The organism is [Pseudopropionibacterium] massiliense, assembly GCF_900607225.1.
Classification (GTDB): domain Bacteria; phylum Actinomycetota; class Actinomycetes; order Propionibacteriales; family Propionibacteriaceae; genus Arachnia; species Arachnia massiliensis.
Genome location: NZ_LR027842.1, coordinates 2,160,919 through 2,176,945 on the forward strand (window position 1 = coordinate 2,160,919; position 16,027 = coordinate 2,176,945).

Sequence of the window (16,027 nt, forward strand, 5' to 3'; positions counted from 1 at the left end):
CGACGGATCATGAGCCACGGGCCACACGATCGATGGTGGCTGCAATCCCGGGAGCAGGGCCGGGGCACCCCTTGTACCCGGGGAAATAGTTGACATCCACCACCCTGGGGCCGTCCGGGGACTCGATCACATCGCATCCGAAAAGGTCCAGACCGAATCCGGAACGGATTCGCGTGGCGATGTCCCTGATCTCCTCATCGACGTGAACGGAGCGACCGAAGCGGGTGAAGGACTGGGAGTCGAAAGGTTTGCGCACCGCCCAGACATTCTCCCCGGCAACGTACACCTTGAGATCCTCTCCGGGACCCGGCACGTAGCGTTGAGCGATCAACGGACCGGGAGGGACCTGCATAGAGGCCAACTGCGCGGCTTCCTCGATCAGGTGCAGCCCTGCCCCACGGTGTCCTCTGTGAGGTTTGATGATGAGGGGCCCCTCCACCAACAGTTCAGCCGCCTGCCGGGGATTGCCGATGAGCCACGTATCCGGGGTGGGCACGCGCAGCTCCCGCATGAGTCTTCCCGAAGTCACCTTGTCCTGGGCGGTCAGACAGGCACCGTATTCATTGCACACCGCGATCCCCTGCCCGTGAAGAGCACCCGCATAGCTGAGTGCCAACTCCGTATGGCTCTTGAGCACGTACAGATCGGCCTCCGGGGTCAGGACATCCGTACGCAGCAGGCGGTCCTCGGGAATCCATCCGGTCACCTCATGCCCCATCCTTCCCAGGAGCCGTTGGGCTTCCAGCACGATGGGGCTGGGAACATCGGGGACTCGGCGGGTCAGCAGGAAGCAGATTCTCATATCGAAAGGCTCATTTCTGGGAGATGAAGGAATGGTGCGCTGATCGACTCCCCCCGGGTGAACTCGCCCCATGCGTGAGCCACCATCCGGGTGACGACGTGGCGATGTCCGACGCCCGTCACCTGGGACACCTTGGCGATCATCCGTTCCTGGGAGACGAGAAGACTCGGGTCGCTGACGAGAGCCGCGGCCGCGGCTCTCGTCAGATGGATCGGCGGCACCTGTCCCTTGGCGGCCAGCCGGGCAGCCCCAACCAGGCGCTCCCCCCGGCCGAGCTTGCGGAGGGCGTCCCGTCCCACCCGGTCGACCGTGTCCCCCAGGGCCGCGTTGCGGAACCGACACAGGATGGCTTCAAGATCCTCCGGGGTACCGGAGACTTCCTCCCCGTAACGTGCTGCAAGTCCCCGCCTGCCCTCCTCCATCGCCCCCAGGACGGCCGCGGCTATCTCCGGGTCCATGGCCGCGGCGTGCAGGTATCGATATCCCTTGAGTCCTCCCAGATAGGCCGCCGTGGCGTGCCCTGCGGAGAACCGGTAGAGCTTGCGGCGATAGTAGGCCCGGAAATCATCGACCGGGATGAAGTCCTGAACCAACGGAACGGGATCCACCAGAGCCGCACCATCAACCACGACTTCCCGGGGCAGATCCCCCACGACCCGGACACGACCATCCGCGGCGAACACACGATGGGCCACGGCCCGGGCGATGACGGCCCCGGTGAACCCGTGCCGATCCACACCCGATCCCAACCGCCTTCTCAGGCCCTTCCGGATGATCCGAGCGGCGTTCTCGTGGTTCTCGAAGGCGATCACGTTCACGGGACGAGTCGCACGTTTCAGCCCTTCTGCGATGAGGTCCAGCACGGCGGGCAGCATCCGTGCCCCGACCGCGGTGCCCACCACATCAGCGGTGGACACGGCCTGCACCGCTGCGCGACGATCCGCCAGGTCGACGGTACGCACCGGCACCAGGAAACGTTCCATCGTCCATCCGTCGGTCAACTCGACCTCTACGACTCGGGCGTGTTGCAGGGCCGCGGCGACATGTCCTCGGCCCAGCACCGTCACCTCGTAGCCTGACTGGTGGAGCTGTTCAGCGGCCAGCCCCAGGGCGATGCGCCCTGCCCCGATGATGGTGGCCCTCACCGGCGGACTTCCTCAGCGGTTTCCATGCCGCGGGCATAGATGTAGTCGGCCAATCTCAGCGCTGCGTCCGGAACTCCACCGAGCCGGGGAAAGGGACGGACCTCCACCACCTGCAGTCGTCCCTCGGCACCGACCAGATCTAGGCCGAAGAGTTCACTCCTGAACATGCTCGCCACTCGATCCGCGATCTCACACATCTCGTCGGTCGCAGGCACGGGTTCTTCCCGCGTCTCACTCGAGAAGGCCATCCAGCAGGGCCGTTTCACCGCAAACGTCTGGTGTCCGATCCGATACACCCGGTGGGCGTATTGATCGTTGGGATGGACTTCTTGAGCGAGTGTTGCTCCCTCGGGCAGCGGCAGGTCGATCACCTCGTCGACGTTCCAGAGAACCTTCGCTCCCACGGAGCAGCTCATCTCTGCCGATCTGAGGACGACGGGGCCATCACGGAGGGGCTCGATCAGATCCTCTGCGCTTCCGGCCACCCAGGTTCTGGGGGTGGGGACCCCCGCGGATGACAGCAGCATCACGGTTCGGATCCGGTCCCGGCAGAGCCTCACCATCTCAGGGGAGTTCAGGCACCTGGCCCCCAGTGCCGCCAGGCCCGTGGTCAAGGAGACGATCGCACGGGATGGGGATGCGAGAAGGTAGAGGTCGTGCTCCACCGCCACATCTCCCAACTCGACGCATCCAATGGCGTGCCGGGCATCGACGCGAACTCCCCACCGCACCAGCAGGTCCAAGCACTCCCGGGTGAGGGAATCCTGCTCAGGCACACGCTGGGATGTCAGCAGGGCGATCCTCACGCAACCGCCCTCATCAACACACGCCTGGCCAGCACCTCGGAGGCGTTGGGGACGGATGAATAGTTGGGGAAATCATTGACTTCGAGAACCTCCAGCCGCCCATCCACCTCAAGGCAGTCGACACCGAAGAATCGCAGCCCGAAAACCTTCGAAACGCGATTGACGATCTCCCGCAGTGAGTCATTCACGGTCACGCCCCCCAAGGACCGTGCCGTGCACGGGCTGATCGGGGAAGGCCGCCGAACAGCAGCAATAAAATCTTCAATTACATAAAGCTTCAGATCCGCCCCGGAGCCGGGCCGGTATTCCTGAGCGATCAACTCAGGATCGCGCCATCGTAATCGCAGCAGATCCGCAGGCTCCTCAAGCACGACGATCCCCTCGGCATTGTCCCCGAACACCGGCTTCACGATGATGGGGTACTCCAGATCAACGCCCGCAAGATCCTCTGGCGAACAGATCACGGTTCGCGGCCGGGCCAAGCCCGTGTCCCCGAGGAGCCTGGTCATGATGCGCTTGTCACGCACCTGTTCAACCGCTGCCGCCGTGTCGACCACAGGTATTCCCGAAGCGGCAACATCCGCGAGAACGGCCAGGGTTCCGGGACGCCGGCCACGGGCCACGGCGACATCCACCCGCACGAGAACGTCCCGCCACTCATCGGTCGTGCACTGGGTCTCATCCAGTTCTTCGACATGGGCACCGCGATCCCGCAAAGCGGCAATCATGCCGCTCGGCTGGGCCTGGGACCGATATCGCCGGTCCACCAGCGTGAGGACTCGTGTGGTCATGGGCGCAGCTTAAGAGGCCGATGGAGGACACGCCACGGATTCACCCCGGAAAGGACGGGGGCTGACCAAAAAGAGGTCATGACCGGGAAATCACCTTCCCGAGGGCAGCGAATGCCCAGCTCACGAATCCCTAACTTTTGGCAGTTGTCATTCGATGAACGTCATCCGTTCGAAGCAGCCATTCGCCCCCTCGCACGCATGTGATCCGGCCGGAAAATCAGAGCAACAATGCCGCATCCGTATGGAAAATCGAGCACCGGAGCAATCACGGATGCTTATTCACAGGCGGCGCGTTGGCCAGCGGAACCCTTGGTCAGAGAACGCTTGAGGACAGCTGTGAACAGGTCCCACACTCCCCCTCGAACGAGACCGATCCACCAGCCTTCCAAGTTGCCCGAGCGAGCAGCTTTGACACACGAGTGCCGCCCCGAGACGAAACAGCGGGGCGGCACCCCTTGGCTTGCTGACGAGCTCTTCTCAGGCCTTGCGATGCGCGGCGGAGGCCACCAGCTGCTCGACGAGCACCTGGAGCTGTTCGGCCTTGCGCTCGTGGGCGACCACGGCCCCGTCGGCGACATCGGTGAACAGCGACAGGGCGACGTTGGTCCGCACCACGTGCATGTTGAAGTTGGCGAGGATGGTGCGCCAGTGCTCGACGGAGCGGATGCCGCCGTCGGAGCCGTAACTGACGAAGGCCGCGGACTTGTTCATCCACTCCGGGGCGAGCCAGTCGACGGCGTTCTTCAGCACGCCCGGGACCCCGAAGTTGTACTCGGGGGTCACGAAGATGAAGGCGTCGCACTCGTCAATGGCGCGGCTCCACGCCCGAACGGCCTCGGACTCGTACTGGCGGTTGGCCATCAACGGGGGGACGGGCGCGTCGTACAGGGGGAGGTCGAAACTGGCCAGGTCGAGCAGAACGAACTCGACGTCGTCCCGCCTCGGCGCTTTCTCCAGCACCCAGCGGGCCACCGGAGCGGCGTTGCGCCCCTGGCGGATCGAACCTTCGATGACACCAATCTTCACAGTGACTCCTTTCGTCCTCAGGCATCCTACGCGACCCAAGCCCGCTCCCCCGGCATTCACACGTCCTGCCCCCAATCCACGGATGTTAGATCTACATAACTTGACGAGCGATATACCGCTCAATATGATATGAATATCTAACATGTAGGAGGCGATTTGCTCATCACCCACATCAGACGTCACCGCCTCCTGGCCGACATGAACCAAGCGGACCTGGCAAGGCTCGTTGGCGTGCGCAGGGAAACCATCGGACATCTGGAGAGGGGTACCTACACGCCTTCGCTCAAACTGGCCTGGGACATCGCGAAGGTCTTCGGCACCAGCATCGAGGAACTGTTCGAGTTCAGGGAGGAAGTCGATTGACATGGACGAGAGAGCACAACAGATCGGAACCCGAGCTGCAACCATAACCCTGGCCATCGCCTACATGTTCTGGCTGGGGGTGGCACTCAGCAAGTTCATCGGAACCGGGCGCATCGAGACAGCCGCCGCCGAGATCGTCTTCCTCGCCCTGATCCCGTTCGTTCTGCTGTGGTTCGCCCGCCAGGATGAGCGCCTGTTCCTCCCCAGGCTTCGCGAACACGATGACCTTCAGGAGCTCCTGAGCCCTCGCCACATCCTGCGACGGACGCGCCGCTATGCACTTGAAGCGCTGGGATTCTCCGTATCCCTGACCGTCGCCGATTACCTGGCCGAGCGCCTGACAGGCGACATCATGACCCTGCTTCCCCTGACCACCTGGCACGCTTGGTCCCTCGAAATCGGCGGCGGCTTCCTGGTCCTCCTCGTCATCGACACCCTGTGGAACGAGTTCGCCATCCACCGTTACATCCGCAAGATCAGGGAGCTGGAAGACCATGAACAGACGCGATGAGGCCATCCTCAACTTGGTGGACCCCGATGATGAAGTCTTTCAGCTACGCGCCTCGGCACGCACCAAATGGTGGATCGAGGCCCTGGACTTCCTCAATCTAGGCATTCACGACATGATCCTGGCCAGAAAAGCGGCGTCCAGCCGCTGGTACCTCGTCGGCTCCGGGAGACACTGGAAACTCTGCGCGCTGAACCAGAAGGACGAACCCACATGGACGGATGCCACCCGGGCCCTGTCCGATACGACGAACCTGAAGAAGTTTCAGCTGGACGGGATCGTCTACCGCCTGCAACGTCGCATTCGCTGACACGGAATCACGCCTCGTCATGGCCAACAGCTCTCCGGGGACGGATCGATCTGCTAGTTTGAACATCGTTCAAAACGTCATGGAGGAGAGACCATGGACCTGAATCAGCTTGCCGACGACATCATCGCGGGCCGTTCCATCACCCCCGGGGAGGCCCTCGCCGTGCTGCGGCTGCCGGATGCGGAGACCCTCGCCCTCGTGGCCGCGGCGGGGCGGGTGCGGCGCCACCACTTCGGCACCACGATGAAGGTGAACTACCTGATCAACCTCAAATCGGGTCTGTGCCCGGAGGACTGTTTCTACTGCTCCCAACGTCTCGGTTCCCAGGCCGACATCCTGAAGTACCGGTGGCTGAGGAACGAGGACGCCGTCGCCGCGGCGAAGGCCGGGATCGCAGGCGGCGCGAAGCGGGTGTGCCTGGTGGCGAGTGGCCGCGGGCCGTCCAACCGCGACGTCGACAAGGTGGCCGAGATCATCGGGGAGATCAAGGCCGAGCACCCGGACGTGGAGGTCTGCGCCTGCCTCGGGCAGCTCAGGGAGGGACAGCCGGAGCGGTTGGCCGCCGCGGGGGCCGACGCCTACAACCACAACCTCAACACCGCGGAGTCGCACTACGACAACATCTGTACCACCCACAGTTATCAGGACCGCACCGAGACCGTGCAGCACGCCCGCGAGCACGGGCTGAGCGCCTGCTCGGGCCTGATAGCGGGCATGGGCGAGAGCGACGAACAGCTGGTGGAGGTGGCCTTCGCGCTGCGGGAGATCGGCGCGGACTCGGTTCCCGTGAACTTCCTGATGCCCTTCGACGGCACCCCCCTGGCGGGTCACGCCGACCTGAGCCCGCAGCGCTGCCTGCGCATCCTGGCGATGATGCGCTTCGTCCATCCGGACAGCGAGGTACGGGTCGCGGCGGGTAGGGAGCAGCACCTCCGCAGCCTTCAGCCGCTGTCCCTGGAGATCTGCAACTCGCTGTTCCTGGGTGACTACCTCACCAGCGAGGGGCAGGCTGGGGCCAAGGATCTGGCCATGATCGCCGACTGCGGGTTCACGGTTCTCGGTCAGGAGGAACCCGCTCCGAAGATCGATGTCCGGCCCGTGATCAGGAACCGGGGAGCCGGGACCCTGGAGCCGGCGAACGCCTAGGAGGTGCGGCGCTTGAAGAACGAGCGGATGCCCTCCCGGTGAACCGCCGCCACGGCGGTGAGCGGCAGACCTGCCGGGCAGACCTCGACGCACTCGCCGTAGCTGCTGCACGGACCGAACGAGGCCTCCAGGGCGTCGACGACGGCCCGGGCGCGGCGGGTGCGTTCCACCTTGCCGTGCGGGAGCATGGCCAGGTGGGACAGTTTCGCCCCTGCGAACAGGTGGGCCGCCCCGTTGGGGCATGCGGCGACGCACGCCCCGCAGCCGATGCAGGCGGCGAAGTCGAGGGCCAGTTCCGCGTCCTCGTGGCCGACCAAGAAATCGTCGGCGTCCGGGGCGGTCCCGGCCATGACGTCGACGTGCCCGCCGGCGCGGATGACCGAGTCCAGGGCCGCACGATCCACCACCAGGTCCCGGACCACCGGGAAGGCCGCCGACCGCAGCGGTTCGATCCGCAGCTTCGTGATGCCGCCGAAGGCTCGCAGGTGCTGCCGGCACGACGGGGTGTTCGGGACCGGGCCGTGGGGGACGTCGTTCACGGTGACCCCGCACGCCCCGCACACTCCCTCCCGGCAGTCGGACTCGAACGAGATGGGTTCCAGGCCCTCATCGGCCAGCTGGTCGTTCAACCGGTCCAGCAATTCCAGGAGACTCATCTCGGGGGTGGCGTCCGTCACGACATGGGTCTCGAATCGCCCCTCGGACGCCGGCCCGTCCTGCCGCCAGATCTCAAGTTCGACCCTCATCGGTAGTTCCTCACCTGCAGTTTGACACTCTCGAATCGCAGCGGCTCCTGGTAGCGGCGGTGCTGGCCTGCCGGGTTGGTCTCCCACGCCGAGACGTTGCACCAGCGCTCGTCGTCGCGTTTCGCCTCCCCGTCCGGGAGGGCGTATTCCTCGCGGAAATGCGCCCCGCACGACTCCTGGCGGTCCAGCGCATCCGTGATCATCAGTTCCGCCAGCTCCAGGAAGTCGGCCACCCGTCCCGCCTTCTCCAGCTCCTGGTTGAGCCGGTCGTCGGTGCCGGCCACCCGGACGTCACGCCAGAACTCCTCGCGCAGCTCCTGCACCTGTTCCAGGGCCCGTGTCAGCCCGGCCTCGCTGCGTGAGACCCCGCATCCCGAGTAAAGGATCTCGCCGAGACGGCGGTGGAAGGTGGCGGGCCGGGTGTGTCCGGGGTTGTTGACCAGATGCTCGATGCGCCCGCGCACATCCCCCAGCGCCTCCGTGGCCTCGGGGGCGTCCACATCGAGAAGGGGTTGTCCCGCCAGTCCGGCCAGGTAATTGGGGATCGCCAGGGGCAGCGTGAACCATCCGTCGACGCAGGCGCTGAGCAGGGAATTGGCCCCGAGTCGGTTCGCGCCGTGATAGTTGTTTCCCGCCTCCCCGCCGACGAACAACCCGGGGACACTGGTCATCTGGTTGAAGTCGCACCACAGCCCGCCCATGGTGAAATGGGCGCCCGGTGCGATGCGCATCGGTTCCTCGTAGGGGTCCTCGCCCGTCGCGTCCTGGTACATCTCGAAGAGGTTCCCGTAGCGCTCCGCGATCACCGCCCTGCCCAGCCGGGAGATGGCGTCCCGGAAGTCCAGGTAGACGGAGTTCTTGAGCGGCCCCACTCCCCTGCCGGCCTCAATCTCCGTGCGGGCGGCCCGGGATGCGATGTCGCGCGGGGTCAAGTTCCCGAACGCCGGGTAGCGCCGCTCCAGGTAGTAGTCGCGCTCGGCCTCCGGGATGTCGCCGGGGGCGCGCTCGTCGCCCGGGGTCACCGGCACCCAGATGCGCCCGTCGTTGCGCAGCGACTCGCTCATCAGGGTGGTCTTGGACTGCCAGTGCGAGGACACCGGCAGCGCGGTGGGGTGGAACTGGATGAAGCTCGGGCTGGCGAAGAAGGCCCCGCGGCGGTGGGCCCGCCACGTGGCGGTGGCGTTCGAGTTCATCGCCAGGGTGGAGTGGAAGAAGACGCTGCCGTAACCGCCCGTGGCCAGCACCACGGCATGTCCCGTGGTGACGCTGATCCGTCCGGTCACGAGGTCGCGCACCACCACGCCTTGGGCGCGGCCGTCCGCGACGATCAGGTCCAGCATCTCGTGGCGGGTGCGCAGTTTCACCGTGCCGCGTTCCACCTGGCGCAGCAGGGCCTGCGCACCGGCGATCTGGAGCTGCTGCCCGGTCTGGCCGCGCGTGTAATAGGTGCGGGAAACCTGCACGCCGCCGAAGGATCGGGTGGCGAGCTGCCCGCCGTATTCACGGGCGAACGGGGCGCCGATGGCGTTCATGTGATCGATCACCCGCACCGATTCCTCGGCCAGGCGCCACACGTCGGCCTCCCTGCCCCGGAAGTCACCGCCCTTGACGGTGTCCGTGACGAACCGGATCAGAGAGTCACCGTCCACCTTCCGGGCGCGGGCGGCGTTGATGCCGCCCTGGGCGGCGACGCTGTGCGCGCGGCGGGGTGCGTCGTGGAAGGTGAAGCTTTCCACCCTGTAGCCCAGTTCTCCCAGCGCCGCGGCCACGCCGGATCCGGCCAGCCCGGTTCCGATCACGATCACGGTGTACTTCTTGCGGTTGGCCGGGCTCACCAGTTTGTACTCGGCCTTGCGGCGTTCCCATGCGGTGCGGGGATCACCGTCGGGGACGTGGGGGTCGAGCATTCCGGTGGCCAGCATCTCCACGGGGCGCGGCCTGCTGGTCGTGGCGGTCATGCGATCACCCCCACCAGCACCAGGAGGGGAATCATGGCATTGCCCAGTACCACGGCCAGGGCCAGCAGGCCTCCGATGGCCACCCAGACCTGCCTGAAGCGGCGGCCCGTGACCCCGAGGTCCTGCAGCAGGGTGCGCCAGCCGTGCTCGATGTGGAAACCGATCACCACCATCACCATCATGTAGAAGATGGCCATCCAAGGACGGGAGAAACTGGCGACGAGGTTCGCGTAGGCGTGCATCTCGGGATCGGGGTGCCGGAAGGACGTGGACGCCAGGGGACCACCCACCGTCAGGTCGCTGATGTGCACCAGCACGAAGACCAGGATCAGGATCCCACCGGGCAGCATGAAGGCCGCCGCGCGGGTGCGATTCCGGTGCAGGCCGCGCCGGTGAGCGCCGCGGCCGCGCCGCCCCCTCAGCCACAGGGTCACCGCAGCCGAGACGTGCAGCAGCAACGAACCCGCCAGGGCGATTCGCAGCGCCCACAACACGCTCTGTTTGGGAAGCAGCGGGTAGCCGACCTCACGCAGCCACGCCGCGTAGTGGTTGAAGGCGTCGGCCCCCGCGTAGACCTTCAGGTTGCCGAACAGGTGCACCGCCACGAAGGCGACGAAGAGCACCCCCGTGACCGCCATCACATGTTTGAGCACGAAATTCGAGGGCCCGCGTCGCCGCGTTCCCGCCGGGACGTCCACCGTCGTTGTGGTCATGGTTCAGTCTAACCGACCACTTCTGGCCACATTCACCCGCATGGACTTTTCATGATGCCGAGGAACGGGTATTGTTTGTCCTCGCGCAAGCACCACTAGCTCAACTGGCAGAGCAGCTGACTCTTAATCAGCGGGTTCAGGGTTCGAGTCCCTGGTGGTGTACCGGGCCGGGACATCGGCCCCGCGCACCACTAGCTCAACTGGCAGAGCAGCTGACTCTTAATCAGCGGGTTCAGGGTTCGAGTCCCTGGTGGTGTACGGCGCGAGGGCCCCAGGAATCCCCGGGGCCCTTTTGATTCACTCGTGATTCCGGCGCCCCAGCAGGTAGATGGCAGCGGCGAACAACGCCACCCCGAGGAGCGCGCCTCCGATGACCGCGATCCGGTCGGTGCGCCAGCCGTTCTCGTCGCGCAGCTCATCCTTGATCGCCTGGTACTCGCCCGCGACGAAACTTTTCGCGTCGTCGATGCCCCGCCTGGCGATGTTCGCGGGTTTCACGGAATCAACGAGGTCCTCCATGGCGCCTGCCAAGCTTTGGCGGTTGCTGGCCAGCTCGGCGCGGATCTCGTCCACGGTGCGGGTGGTGTCGCCGTCCATTGCTTCCCCTTACTTCAACGATCGGTTACCAGCTTAGAGCTTCCGCGCGCCGTACACTGTCGGCCATGACTGCGCGCCTCACCCCGGGTTCCCCGGCCCCCGCCTTCACGTTGCCGAATGCGGAAGGAAATCCGGTTTCGCTTTCCGACCATCCGTCCCGAGCGGTCATCGTCTACTTCTACCCAGCAGCCATGACGCCGGGCTGCACCACCCAGGCCGTGGACTTCACCGGCGCGCACGCCGCCTTCGCGGCGGCCGGCTACACCATCATCGGCATCTCCCCGGACACGGTTGAGAAGCTCGCGAAGTTCACGGCCGGTTCCGAGATCGGTTTCCCACTCCTGTCCGACCCGGATCACGAGGCTTTGAACGCCTACGGCGCCTTCGGGACCAAGAAGCTGTACGGCAAGGAGATCGAAGGGGTGCTGCGTTCCACCTTCGTCATCGACGTGGACGCCGAGGGCAACGGGACCATCCGGATCGCCCAGTACAACGTGAGAGCGACGGGACACGTCGCGAAACTGCGCCGTGAGCTCGGTGTCTGAGTTCCTCACCATCGACTCCGGGATAGGCGATGGGGTGGATGTGGAACTGGAGGTCAAACGATCCCGCTTCCTCACCCGGCTGCGCCGCGTCGACTCGGAGGAAACCGCTCGGGCTGTGATCGAGGAGCGGCGATCCACGCTCTTCGACGCCCGCCATCACTGTTCCGCTTTCGTGCTGGGGCCCGAGGCCCGCACCACCCGTTCCTCCGACGACGGGGAACCAGCGGGAACCGCGGGAGTTCCGATGCTGAACGTGCTGACCTCCACTCACCTGACCGACGTGGTGGCGGTGGTGACCCGCTACTTCGGGGGTGTCAAGCTCGGCGCGGGCGGATTGGTGCGAGCCTATTCCGAGGCTGTGGCCCAAGCGGTCGCGCAGGCCGGAACCAGACGGGTGGAGCTGTGTTCCCTGCTGGGAATCGACGTGGACCTCGCGAGCATCGGCGCGATCGAGGACTCGCTGCGCAGCTCGACCCTGCCCTCCGGAACCGCCATCGCGGTGGTGGGGGTCGACTGGGGAACCAACGCCCGGATCACCGTTGCTGTTCCGGTGACGGCCGCCGGCGAATTCGACGCGTTCCTGTCGGCCATCTCGGCCGGAACCCTGACGACGGTCCCGGCCGGTCAGCGCTGGGTCGATCGCCCCGGCTGATCGTTCCCCGGCTCGATGCGTTTCGTCACGGCCGGGTGGCTCAGCACCAGCACCAGCGCGAACCCACCGCCCGCTATCCATGCGAACGAGGCGTGCTTGGTGACGGGCAGCAGAATGCCCGTCACCACGACGACGGCCAGTAGAGCCGTTCGGATGTGTTTCAGCATGCCGAGGCCTGTCCGCACCGGCTGGTCAACGCAACTTCAGGGGACGGGAAAGGCCCGCGACGATGCGAGCGAGACCGACCAGCAGGAGAACGACGCCGGCCCCGTCTCCCCCACTCGACGACCCGTAGCCACCGCCGAAGGAGCGCATGAACCGGTTTCCGGTGAAGACGAGCACGAGGCCCATGAGCGCCTGGACAGCCCCCCATGGCGATCTCATAAACCCGGACCGCCGGGGTCACCCGCTCCTTGTTCGTCCCCGGTACCCCGAACGACCGGGGCGGCGACTGGAGACCCTGATGCGGCGGCTGCATGCCTTGGGGGCTCTGATATGCCTGCGGAGCGGGCCTGGTGCTCTGTGCACCCGGTGGGGCGACAGGCTGTTCGCCTTGCGGCTCCTGGGGAGATGCGATGGTCGGTTCACTCATCGTCTGGGGCTCCGTTCTGGGTTTTCGTGTTCGCTGTGCATGCATCGAAATCAGTCCTGCCCGGTTGTCAGGACCACCCTACTCATCCCGGCGGGGGCAGCGGTCAGGGCTCCGCTCGCGAGAGCCCCGGTTGACGAAAGTGAATGCACCGTCTTTCTGAAAGACTGGCGGAATGGCTGTACAGCGAAAGACTCCTTGGAAGACAGCGGTCGCGGCCCCCACCGCCGTGATCGTTCTGGGTTTCGTCGGGCTCGCGGCGTTGGCGCCGCACTGGCTGAGCGATCTGTTGAAGGCGGCGAACACCTCCGTGGTCAACGGGCTGGGCTGGTACTACAGCCTCATCGTCGCTGGTTTCGTCGGGTTCGCCCTGTTGGTGGCCTTCGGACCGTACGGGAACATCACCCTCGGACCCGACGACGAACCCCCCTCCTACTCGTTGGTGAGCTGGTTCGCCATGCTCTTCGCGGCGGGCATGGGCATCGGGCTGGTGTTCTGGGGCGTTGCGGAACCCCTGAACCACTACGCCGCTCCCCCGCCCGGCACCCCGGAGGGCACCTCCGACGCCACGAAGGCGCAGAACGCGATGACGACCTCCTTCCTGCACTGGGGTCTGTCCGCCTGGGCCGTCTACATCGTCGTCGGCCTGGCCGTCGCCTACACGGTTCACCGCAAGGGACGGAAGGTTTCGCTCAGATGGGCGCTCGAGCCGCTGTTCGGCAGACGGGTACGCGGCTGGTTGGGGGATGTCGTCGACGTGTTCGCCATCGTCGGGACCCTGTTCGGGGTGGCGGCATCCCTGGGTTTCGGGGCCTCCCAGTTCACATCCGGCCTGGAATACCTGGGGATCCTCAAGCCCGAGATCTGGGTACTGCTCGCGGTCATCGCCATCATCACGTCACTGGCCACCTGCTCGGTGCTGAGCGGTCTGGATCGCGGCATCAAGTGGCTCTCGAACGCGAACCTGCTGCTGGCGGCGGTCCTGGCCCTGGCCGTGCTGCTGCTCGGCCAGCCGTTGTTCGTGCTGCGCGAGTTCGTCCAGACCATCGGCGACTACCTCAGCAATTTCGTGCACCTGAGTTTCCGCACCCTGCCGTTCCAGGGAGAGGCCGGCGAGTCCTGGCTCGGGACCTGGACCACCTACTACTGGGGCTGGTGGATCAGCTGGTCACCGTTCGTGGGCATCTTCATCGCCCGCATCTCGAAGGGACGCACCGTACGGGAATTCGTGGCGGGAGTGCTGGCCGTACCGGCGCTGGTGACCTTCCTGTGGTTCTCGATCATGGGTGGGACGGCGCTGTGGCAGCAGCTTCACGGCCCTGGTGACCTCATCACACCAGACGGAAAAGTCAACAACGTCAACGCCCTGTTCCAGGTGCTGGAGCACATCCCCGCGAGCAGCTTGTTGATCGTCGGTTTCCTGATCCTGCTGGTGATCTTCTTCGTCACCAGCGCCGACTCCGCGGCCTTCGTGGTGGACATGGTCGCCACCGGCGGGGAGCAGGATCCACCCGTCCTGACCCGGGTGATGTGGGCCGTTCTCGGCGGTGGTATCGCCGCGGTGCTGCTGTGGGGTGGGGCGATCTCCGGTGGGGAGGACCTGACCGCAGGGCTCGGGGCGTTGCAGACCATGACGATCCTCGCGGCGGCCCCGTTCAGCGTGGTCATGGTATTGGCCTGCCTGGCGACGCTGCGTGCATTCAGTCTCGAGCACCGGCAGCGGCTGAGGCTGGAGAACCGGGTGCTGCGACGGGAGATGACCGAACACGTGATGGACAAGGTGACCGAGCACGTGAGGGAATCCGTGGCCGAACACCTGGATGGCCAGGAGATCACCGTGAGCGAGGAATCCGCATCAGGGGAGAGGACACGCAGACCCTTCCGGATCAGGCTCTCCGGACGCAGGAACCACACCTCGGAGTAGTGGGGCTTCCCTGGTCCGTGCGTGTCGCGTGGGCCAATGGATCATGCGTCAGGGCTGGATGTGGATGGCGCTCCAGCCATCCGCGTCCCGCCGGGCCAGGACCCGGTCGTGGAGCCTGCCGGACTGGCCCTGCCAGAACTCGAATTCGTCGACGTCGATCCGGTATCCGCCCCATTCCGGCGGGCAGGGAACGTCAACCCCGTCGAAGCGTTCGGCCGCCTGCGATGCCGACGCCAACAGGTCGTCGTGGGAGACGATGGGTGCGGACTGCCGGGACGCCCACGCCCCCAGCTGACTGTTCCGGGGCCTCTTGGCGAAATAGGTCTCGTTCTCCTGGCGGGTGAGTTTCGCGACCGCCCCCACCGCACGCACCTGGCGCATCAACCCCGGCCACCAGAAGGTGGCGGAGGCGACCGGATTGGCGGCCAGCTCCTCGCCCTTCGGGGACGTGTAGTGGGTGAAGAAGACGAGTCCATTCCGGGTCGTCTCCTTCAGCAACACCACCCGGGAGCGCGGGCGACCGTCCGCACCGATGGTGGCCAGCAGCATGGCGTTCGGCTCCACCTCTTCGGCGGCGATCGCTGCGTCGAGCCAGTCCGTGAAGAACTCCCACGGTTCGAAGGAGGTCAGGTCCTGCGGTAGCGCATCCCCGGAGTAGTCGCGTCGTACGTCGTGAAGGCTCATGTCACCAGTCTTCCAGAAGCGTGGCGGCGGCTCCGGCGGGGCCTCCCGTCGTACAACCGGGACTGCATGGATACTGGATGCGGGCGCCCTGATTCTCCCCGGCCCGCTACTGTTGTTGGCATGGCTGGTGATGAGAACCTGCGTATCGGTGATGCGGAACGCGACGAGGCGATCACGCTGCTGCGCGAACACATGAGTGCGGGCCGGATCACCGCGGAGGAGTTCGATGAGCGCATGTCCTCCGCATTGACCGCGAAGACCAAGGGGGAGCTCACTGCTTTGTTCAACGACCTTCCGGGACGTGGACCGAGCACCATGTACGGAAATTCCGGAATACCCACGTACGGGGCTTCAGGCTCACCTGCTTTGTTCCAGAACTCCACTGCGAGGATCCCGGCCAAGCGTCCCCCATGGGCCACCTACGCCATATGGGCCGCAGCGATACTGGGATGTGTCATATTCTTCCGCTACTGGGCCGGATTCCTGGTTCTCATACTCTTGTTGAACCTCGCGTTCAGCAGGAGGTCGAACAACTCATCTGATCAAATCCTGCAGCAACAACCACGCGAACTTCATCCCGCAGAACGCGATGAGCTGGTTGCACTGATCCATCAGGATCGGAAGATCGCCGCCATCAAGCGTTACCGGGAAATGACCGGGGCGAACCTGCTCACCGCGAAGAACGCCGTCGAAGCTTTGCAGAACCAGCTGGGAATGTAGCC

General features: G+C 65.5%; 20 protein-coding genes and 2 tRNA genes. 10 read left to right on the forward strand and 12 right to left on the reverse strand.

Annotated features, from left to right (window positions below):
- Window positions 1-7: 7 nt before the first annotated feature.
- The 5 genes from E0E39_RS09665 to E0E39_RS09685 form a co-directional block, all read right to left on the reverse strand.
- A complete protein-coding gene (locus E0E39_RS09665; RefSeq protein ID WP_165444721.1) occupies window positions 8-802 on the reverse strand; it encodes an ATP-grasp domain-containing protein in 795 nt (264 codons plus the stop codon).
- Window positions 799-1,947 (reverse strand): mannitol dehydrogenase family protein, encoded by a 1,149-nt coding sequence (locus E0E39_RS09670; RefSeq protein ID WP_126377171.1) that lies wholly within the window; start codon window positions 1,945-1,947, stop codon window positions 799-801. Before E0E39_RS09670 ends, E0E39_RS09665 begins: the two co-directional genes overlap by 4 nt.
- A complete protein-coding gene (locus E0E39_RS09675; RefSeq protein ID WP_130874550.1) occupies window positions 1,944-2,753 on the reverse strand; it encodes an ATP-grasp domain-containing protein in 810 nt (269 codons plus the stop codon). Before E0E39_RS09675 ends, E0E39_RS09670 begins: the two co-directional genes overlap by 4 nt.
- Window positions 2,750-3,544 (reverse strand): ATP-grasp domain-containing protein, encoded by a 795-nt coding sequence (locus E0E39_RS09680; protein ID WP_130874551.1) that lies wholly within the window; start codon window positions 3,542-3,544, stop codon window positions 2,750-2,752. The genes E0E39_RS09675 and E0E39_RS09680 overlap by 4 nt, the downstream gene beginning before the upstream one ends.
- 477 nt (window positions 3,545-4,021) lie before the next feature.
- Window positions 4,022-4,570 (reverse strand): NADPH-dependent FMN reductase, encoded by a 549-nt coding sequence (locus tag E0E39_RS09685; protein ID WP_130874552.1) that lies wholly within the window; start codon window positions 4,568-4,570, stop codon window positions 4,022-4,024.
- Between the two features lie 156 nt (window positions 4,571-4,726).
- Here E0E39_RS09685 and E0E39_RS09690 point away from each other — a divergent pair, with 156 nt between their 5' ends.
- The 4 genes from E0E39_RS09690 to bioB all read left to right on the forward strand — a co-directional run bounded on the left by E0E39_RS09690 (window position 4,727) and on the right by bioB (window position 6,897).
- On the forward strand, window positions 4,727-4,933 hold the full coding sequence (locus E0E39_RS09690) for a helix-turn-helix transcriptional regulator (RefSeq protein WP_014846077.1): 207 nt from the start codon (window positions 4,727-4,729) through the stop codon (window positions 4,931-4,933).
- Window position 4,934: 1 nt separating this feature from the next.
- A complete protein-coding gene (locus E0E39_RS09695) occupies window positions 4,935-5,444 on the forward strand; it encodes a hypothetical protein (protein ID WP_130874553.1) in 510 nt (169 codons plus the stop codon).
- Window positions 5,428-5,751, forward strand: a complete 324-nt coding sequence (locus E0E39_RS09700; RefSeq protein WP_130874554.1) for a hypothetical protein — start codon at window positions 5,428-5,430, stop codon at window positions 5,749-5,751. The genes E0E39_RS09695 and E0E39_RS09700 overlap by 17 nt, the downstream gene beginning before the upstream one ends.
- Window positions 5,752-5,844: 93 nt before the next feature.
- On the forward strand, window positions 5,845-6,897 hold the full coding sequence (gene bioB, locus E0E39_RS09705) for a biotin synthase BioB (RefSeq protein WP_130874555.1): 1,053 nt from the start codon (window positions 5,845-5,847) through the stop codon (window positions 6,895-6,897).
- Here the strand turns inward: bioB and E0E39_RS09710 are convergent.
- The 3 genes from E0E39_RS09710 to E0E39_RS09720 are packed head-to-tail and all read right to left on the reverse strand — an operon-like array spanning window position 6,894 to window position 10,239.
- Complete coding sequence (locus E0E39_RS09710) at window positions 6,894-7,643, reverse strand: succinate dehydrogenase/fumarate reductase iron-sulfur subunit (RefSeq protein WP_130874556.1); 750 nt, start codon at window positions 7,641-7,643, stop codon at window positions 6,894-6,896. The two genes, bioB and E0E39_RS09710, sit on opposite strands and share 4 nt — an antisense overlap.
- Window positions 7,640-9,601, reverse strand: coding sequence for a fumarate reductase/succinate dehydrogenase flavoprotein subunit (locus E0E39_RS09715; RefSeq protein ID WP_130874557.1), 1,962 nt, complete (start codon window positions 9,599-9,601; stop codon window positions 7,640-7,642). Before E0E39_RS09715 ends, E0E39_RS09710 begins: the two co-directional genes overlap by 4 nt.
- A complete protein-coding gene (locus tag E0E39_RS09720; RefSeq protein WP_245988464.1) occupies window positions 9,598-10,239 on the reverse strand; it encodes a succinate dehydrogenase cytochrome b subunit in 642 nt (213 codons plus the stop codon). Before E0E39_RS09720 ends, E0E39_RS09715 begins: the two co-directional genes overlap by 4 nt.
- A gap of 164 nt (window positions 10,240-10,403) precedes the next feature.
- Here E0E39_RS09720 and E0E39_RS09725 point away from each other — a divergent pair.
- A tRNA-Lys gene (locus E0E39_RS09725) sits at window positions 10,404-10,476 on the forward strand.
- 23 nt (window positions 10,477-10,499) lie between these two features.
- A tRNA-Lys gene (locus E0E39_RS09730) sits at window positions 10,500-10,572 on the forward strand.
- A gap of 39 nt (window positions 10,573-10,611) precedes the next feature.
- On the opposite strand, the gene E0E39_RS09735 is transcribed toward E0E39_RS09730, so the two are convergent.
- A complete protein-coding gene (locus E0E39_RS09735) occupies window positions 10,612-10,911 on the reverse strand; it encodes a DUF3618 domain-containing protein (RefSeq protein WP_130874558.1) in 300 nt (99 codons plus the stop codon).
- A 65-nt stretch (window positions 10,912-10,976) separates the two neighbouring features.
- On the opposite strand from E0E39_RS09735, the gene E0E39_RS09740 reads away from it, so the two are divergent.
- Window positions 10,977-11,456 carry a peroxiredoxin gene (locus E0E39_RS09740; RefSeq protein ID WP_130874559.1) on the forward strand — a complete coding sequence of 160 codons (480 nt, stop codon included), beginning with the start codon at window positions 10,977-10,979 and terminating at the stop codon, window positions 11,454-11,456.
- Window positions 11,449-12,108 (forward strand): IMPACT family protein, encoded by a 660-nt coding sequence (locus tag E0E39_RS09745; protein WP_207302467.1) that lies wholly within the window; start codon window positions 11,449-11,451, stop codon window positions 12,106-12,108. Before E0E39_RS09740 ends, E0E39_RS09745 begins: the two co-directional genes overlap by 8 nt.
- On the opposite strand, the gene E0E39_RS09750 is transcribed toward E0E39_RS09745, so the two are convergent.
- Together E0E39_RS09750 and E0E39_RS15780 are read right to left on the reverse strand one after the other, a co-directional pair.
- Window positions 12,081-12,275: a hypothetical protein gene (locus tag E0E39_RS09750; protein WP_130874560.1), complete on the reverse strand. Its 195-nt coding sequence runs from the start codon at window positions 12,273-12,275 to the stop codon at window positions 12,081-12,083. The two genes, E0E39_RS09745 and E0E39_RS09750, sit on opposite strands and share 28 nt — an antisense overlap.
- A 25-nt stretch (window positions 12,276-12,300) precedes the next feature.
- Window positions 12,301-12,459 (reverse strand): hypothetical protein, encoded by a 159-nt coding sequence (locus E0E39_RS15780; RefSeq protein WP_165444722.1) that lies wholly within the window; start codon window positions 12,457-12,459, stop codon window positions 12,301-12,303.
- A 413-nt stretch (window positions 12,460-12,872) separates the two neighbouring features.
- Between E0E39_RS15780 and E0E39_RS09755 the strand changes: the two genes are divergently transcribed.
- Window positions 12,873-14,621 carry a BCCT family transporter gene (locus tag E0E39_RS09755; RefSeq protein ID WP_130874561.1) on the forward strand — a complete coding sequence of 583 codons (1,749 nt, stop codon included), beginning with the start codon at window positions 12,873-12,875 and terminating at the stop codon, window positions 14,619-14,621.
- A gap of 48 nt (window positions 14,622-14,669) precedes the next feature.
- Here the strand turns inward: E0E39_RS09755 and pdxH are convergent, their stop codons facing one another.
- Window positions 14,670-15,305 carry a pyridoxamine 5'-phosphate oxidase gene (gene pdxH / locus E0E39_RS09760; RefSeq protein ID WP_130874562.1) on the reverse strand — a complete coding sequence of 212 codons (636 nt, stop codon included), beginning with the start codon at window positions 15,303-15,305 and terminating at the stop codon, window positions 14,670-14,672.
- 120 nt (window positions 15,306-15,425) lie between these two features.
- On the opposite strand from pdxH, the gene E0E39_RS09765 reads away from it, so the two are divergent.
- The gene (locus tag E0E39_RS09765) at window positions 15,426-16,025 is read left to right on the forward strand and encodes a DUF1707 domain-containing protein (RefSeq protein ID WP_165444723.1); all 600 of its coding nucleotides are present in this window, start codon (window positions 15,426-15,428) and stop codon (window positions 16,023-16,025) included.
- Window positions 16,026-16,027 lie beyond the last annotated feature (2 nt).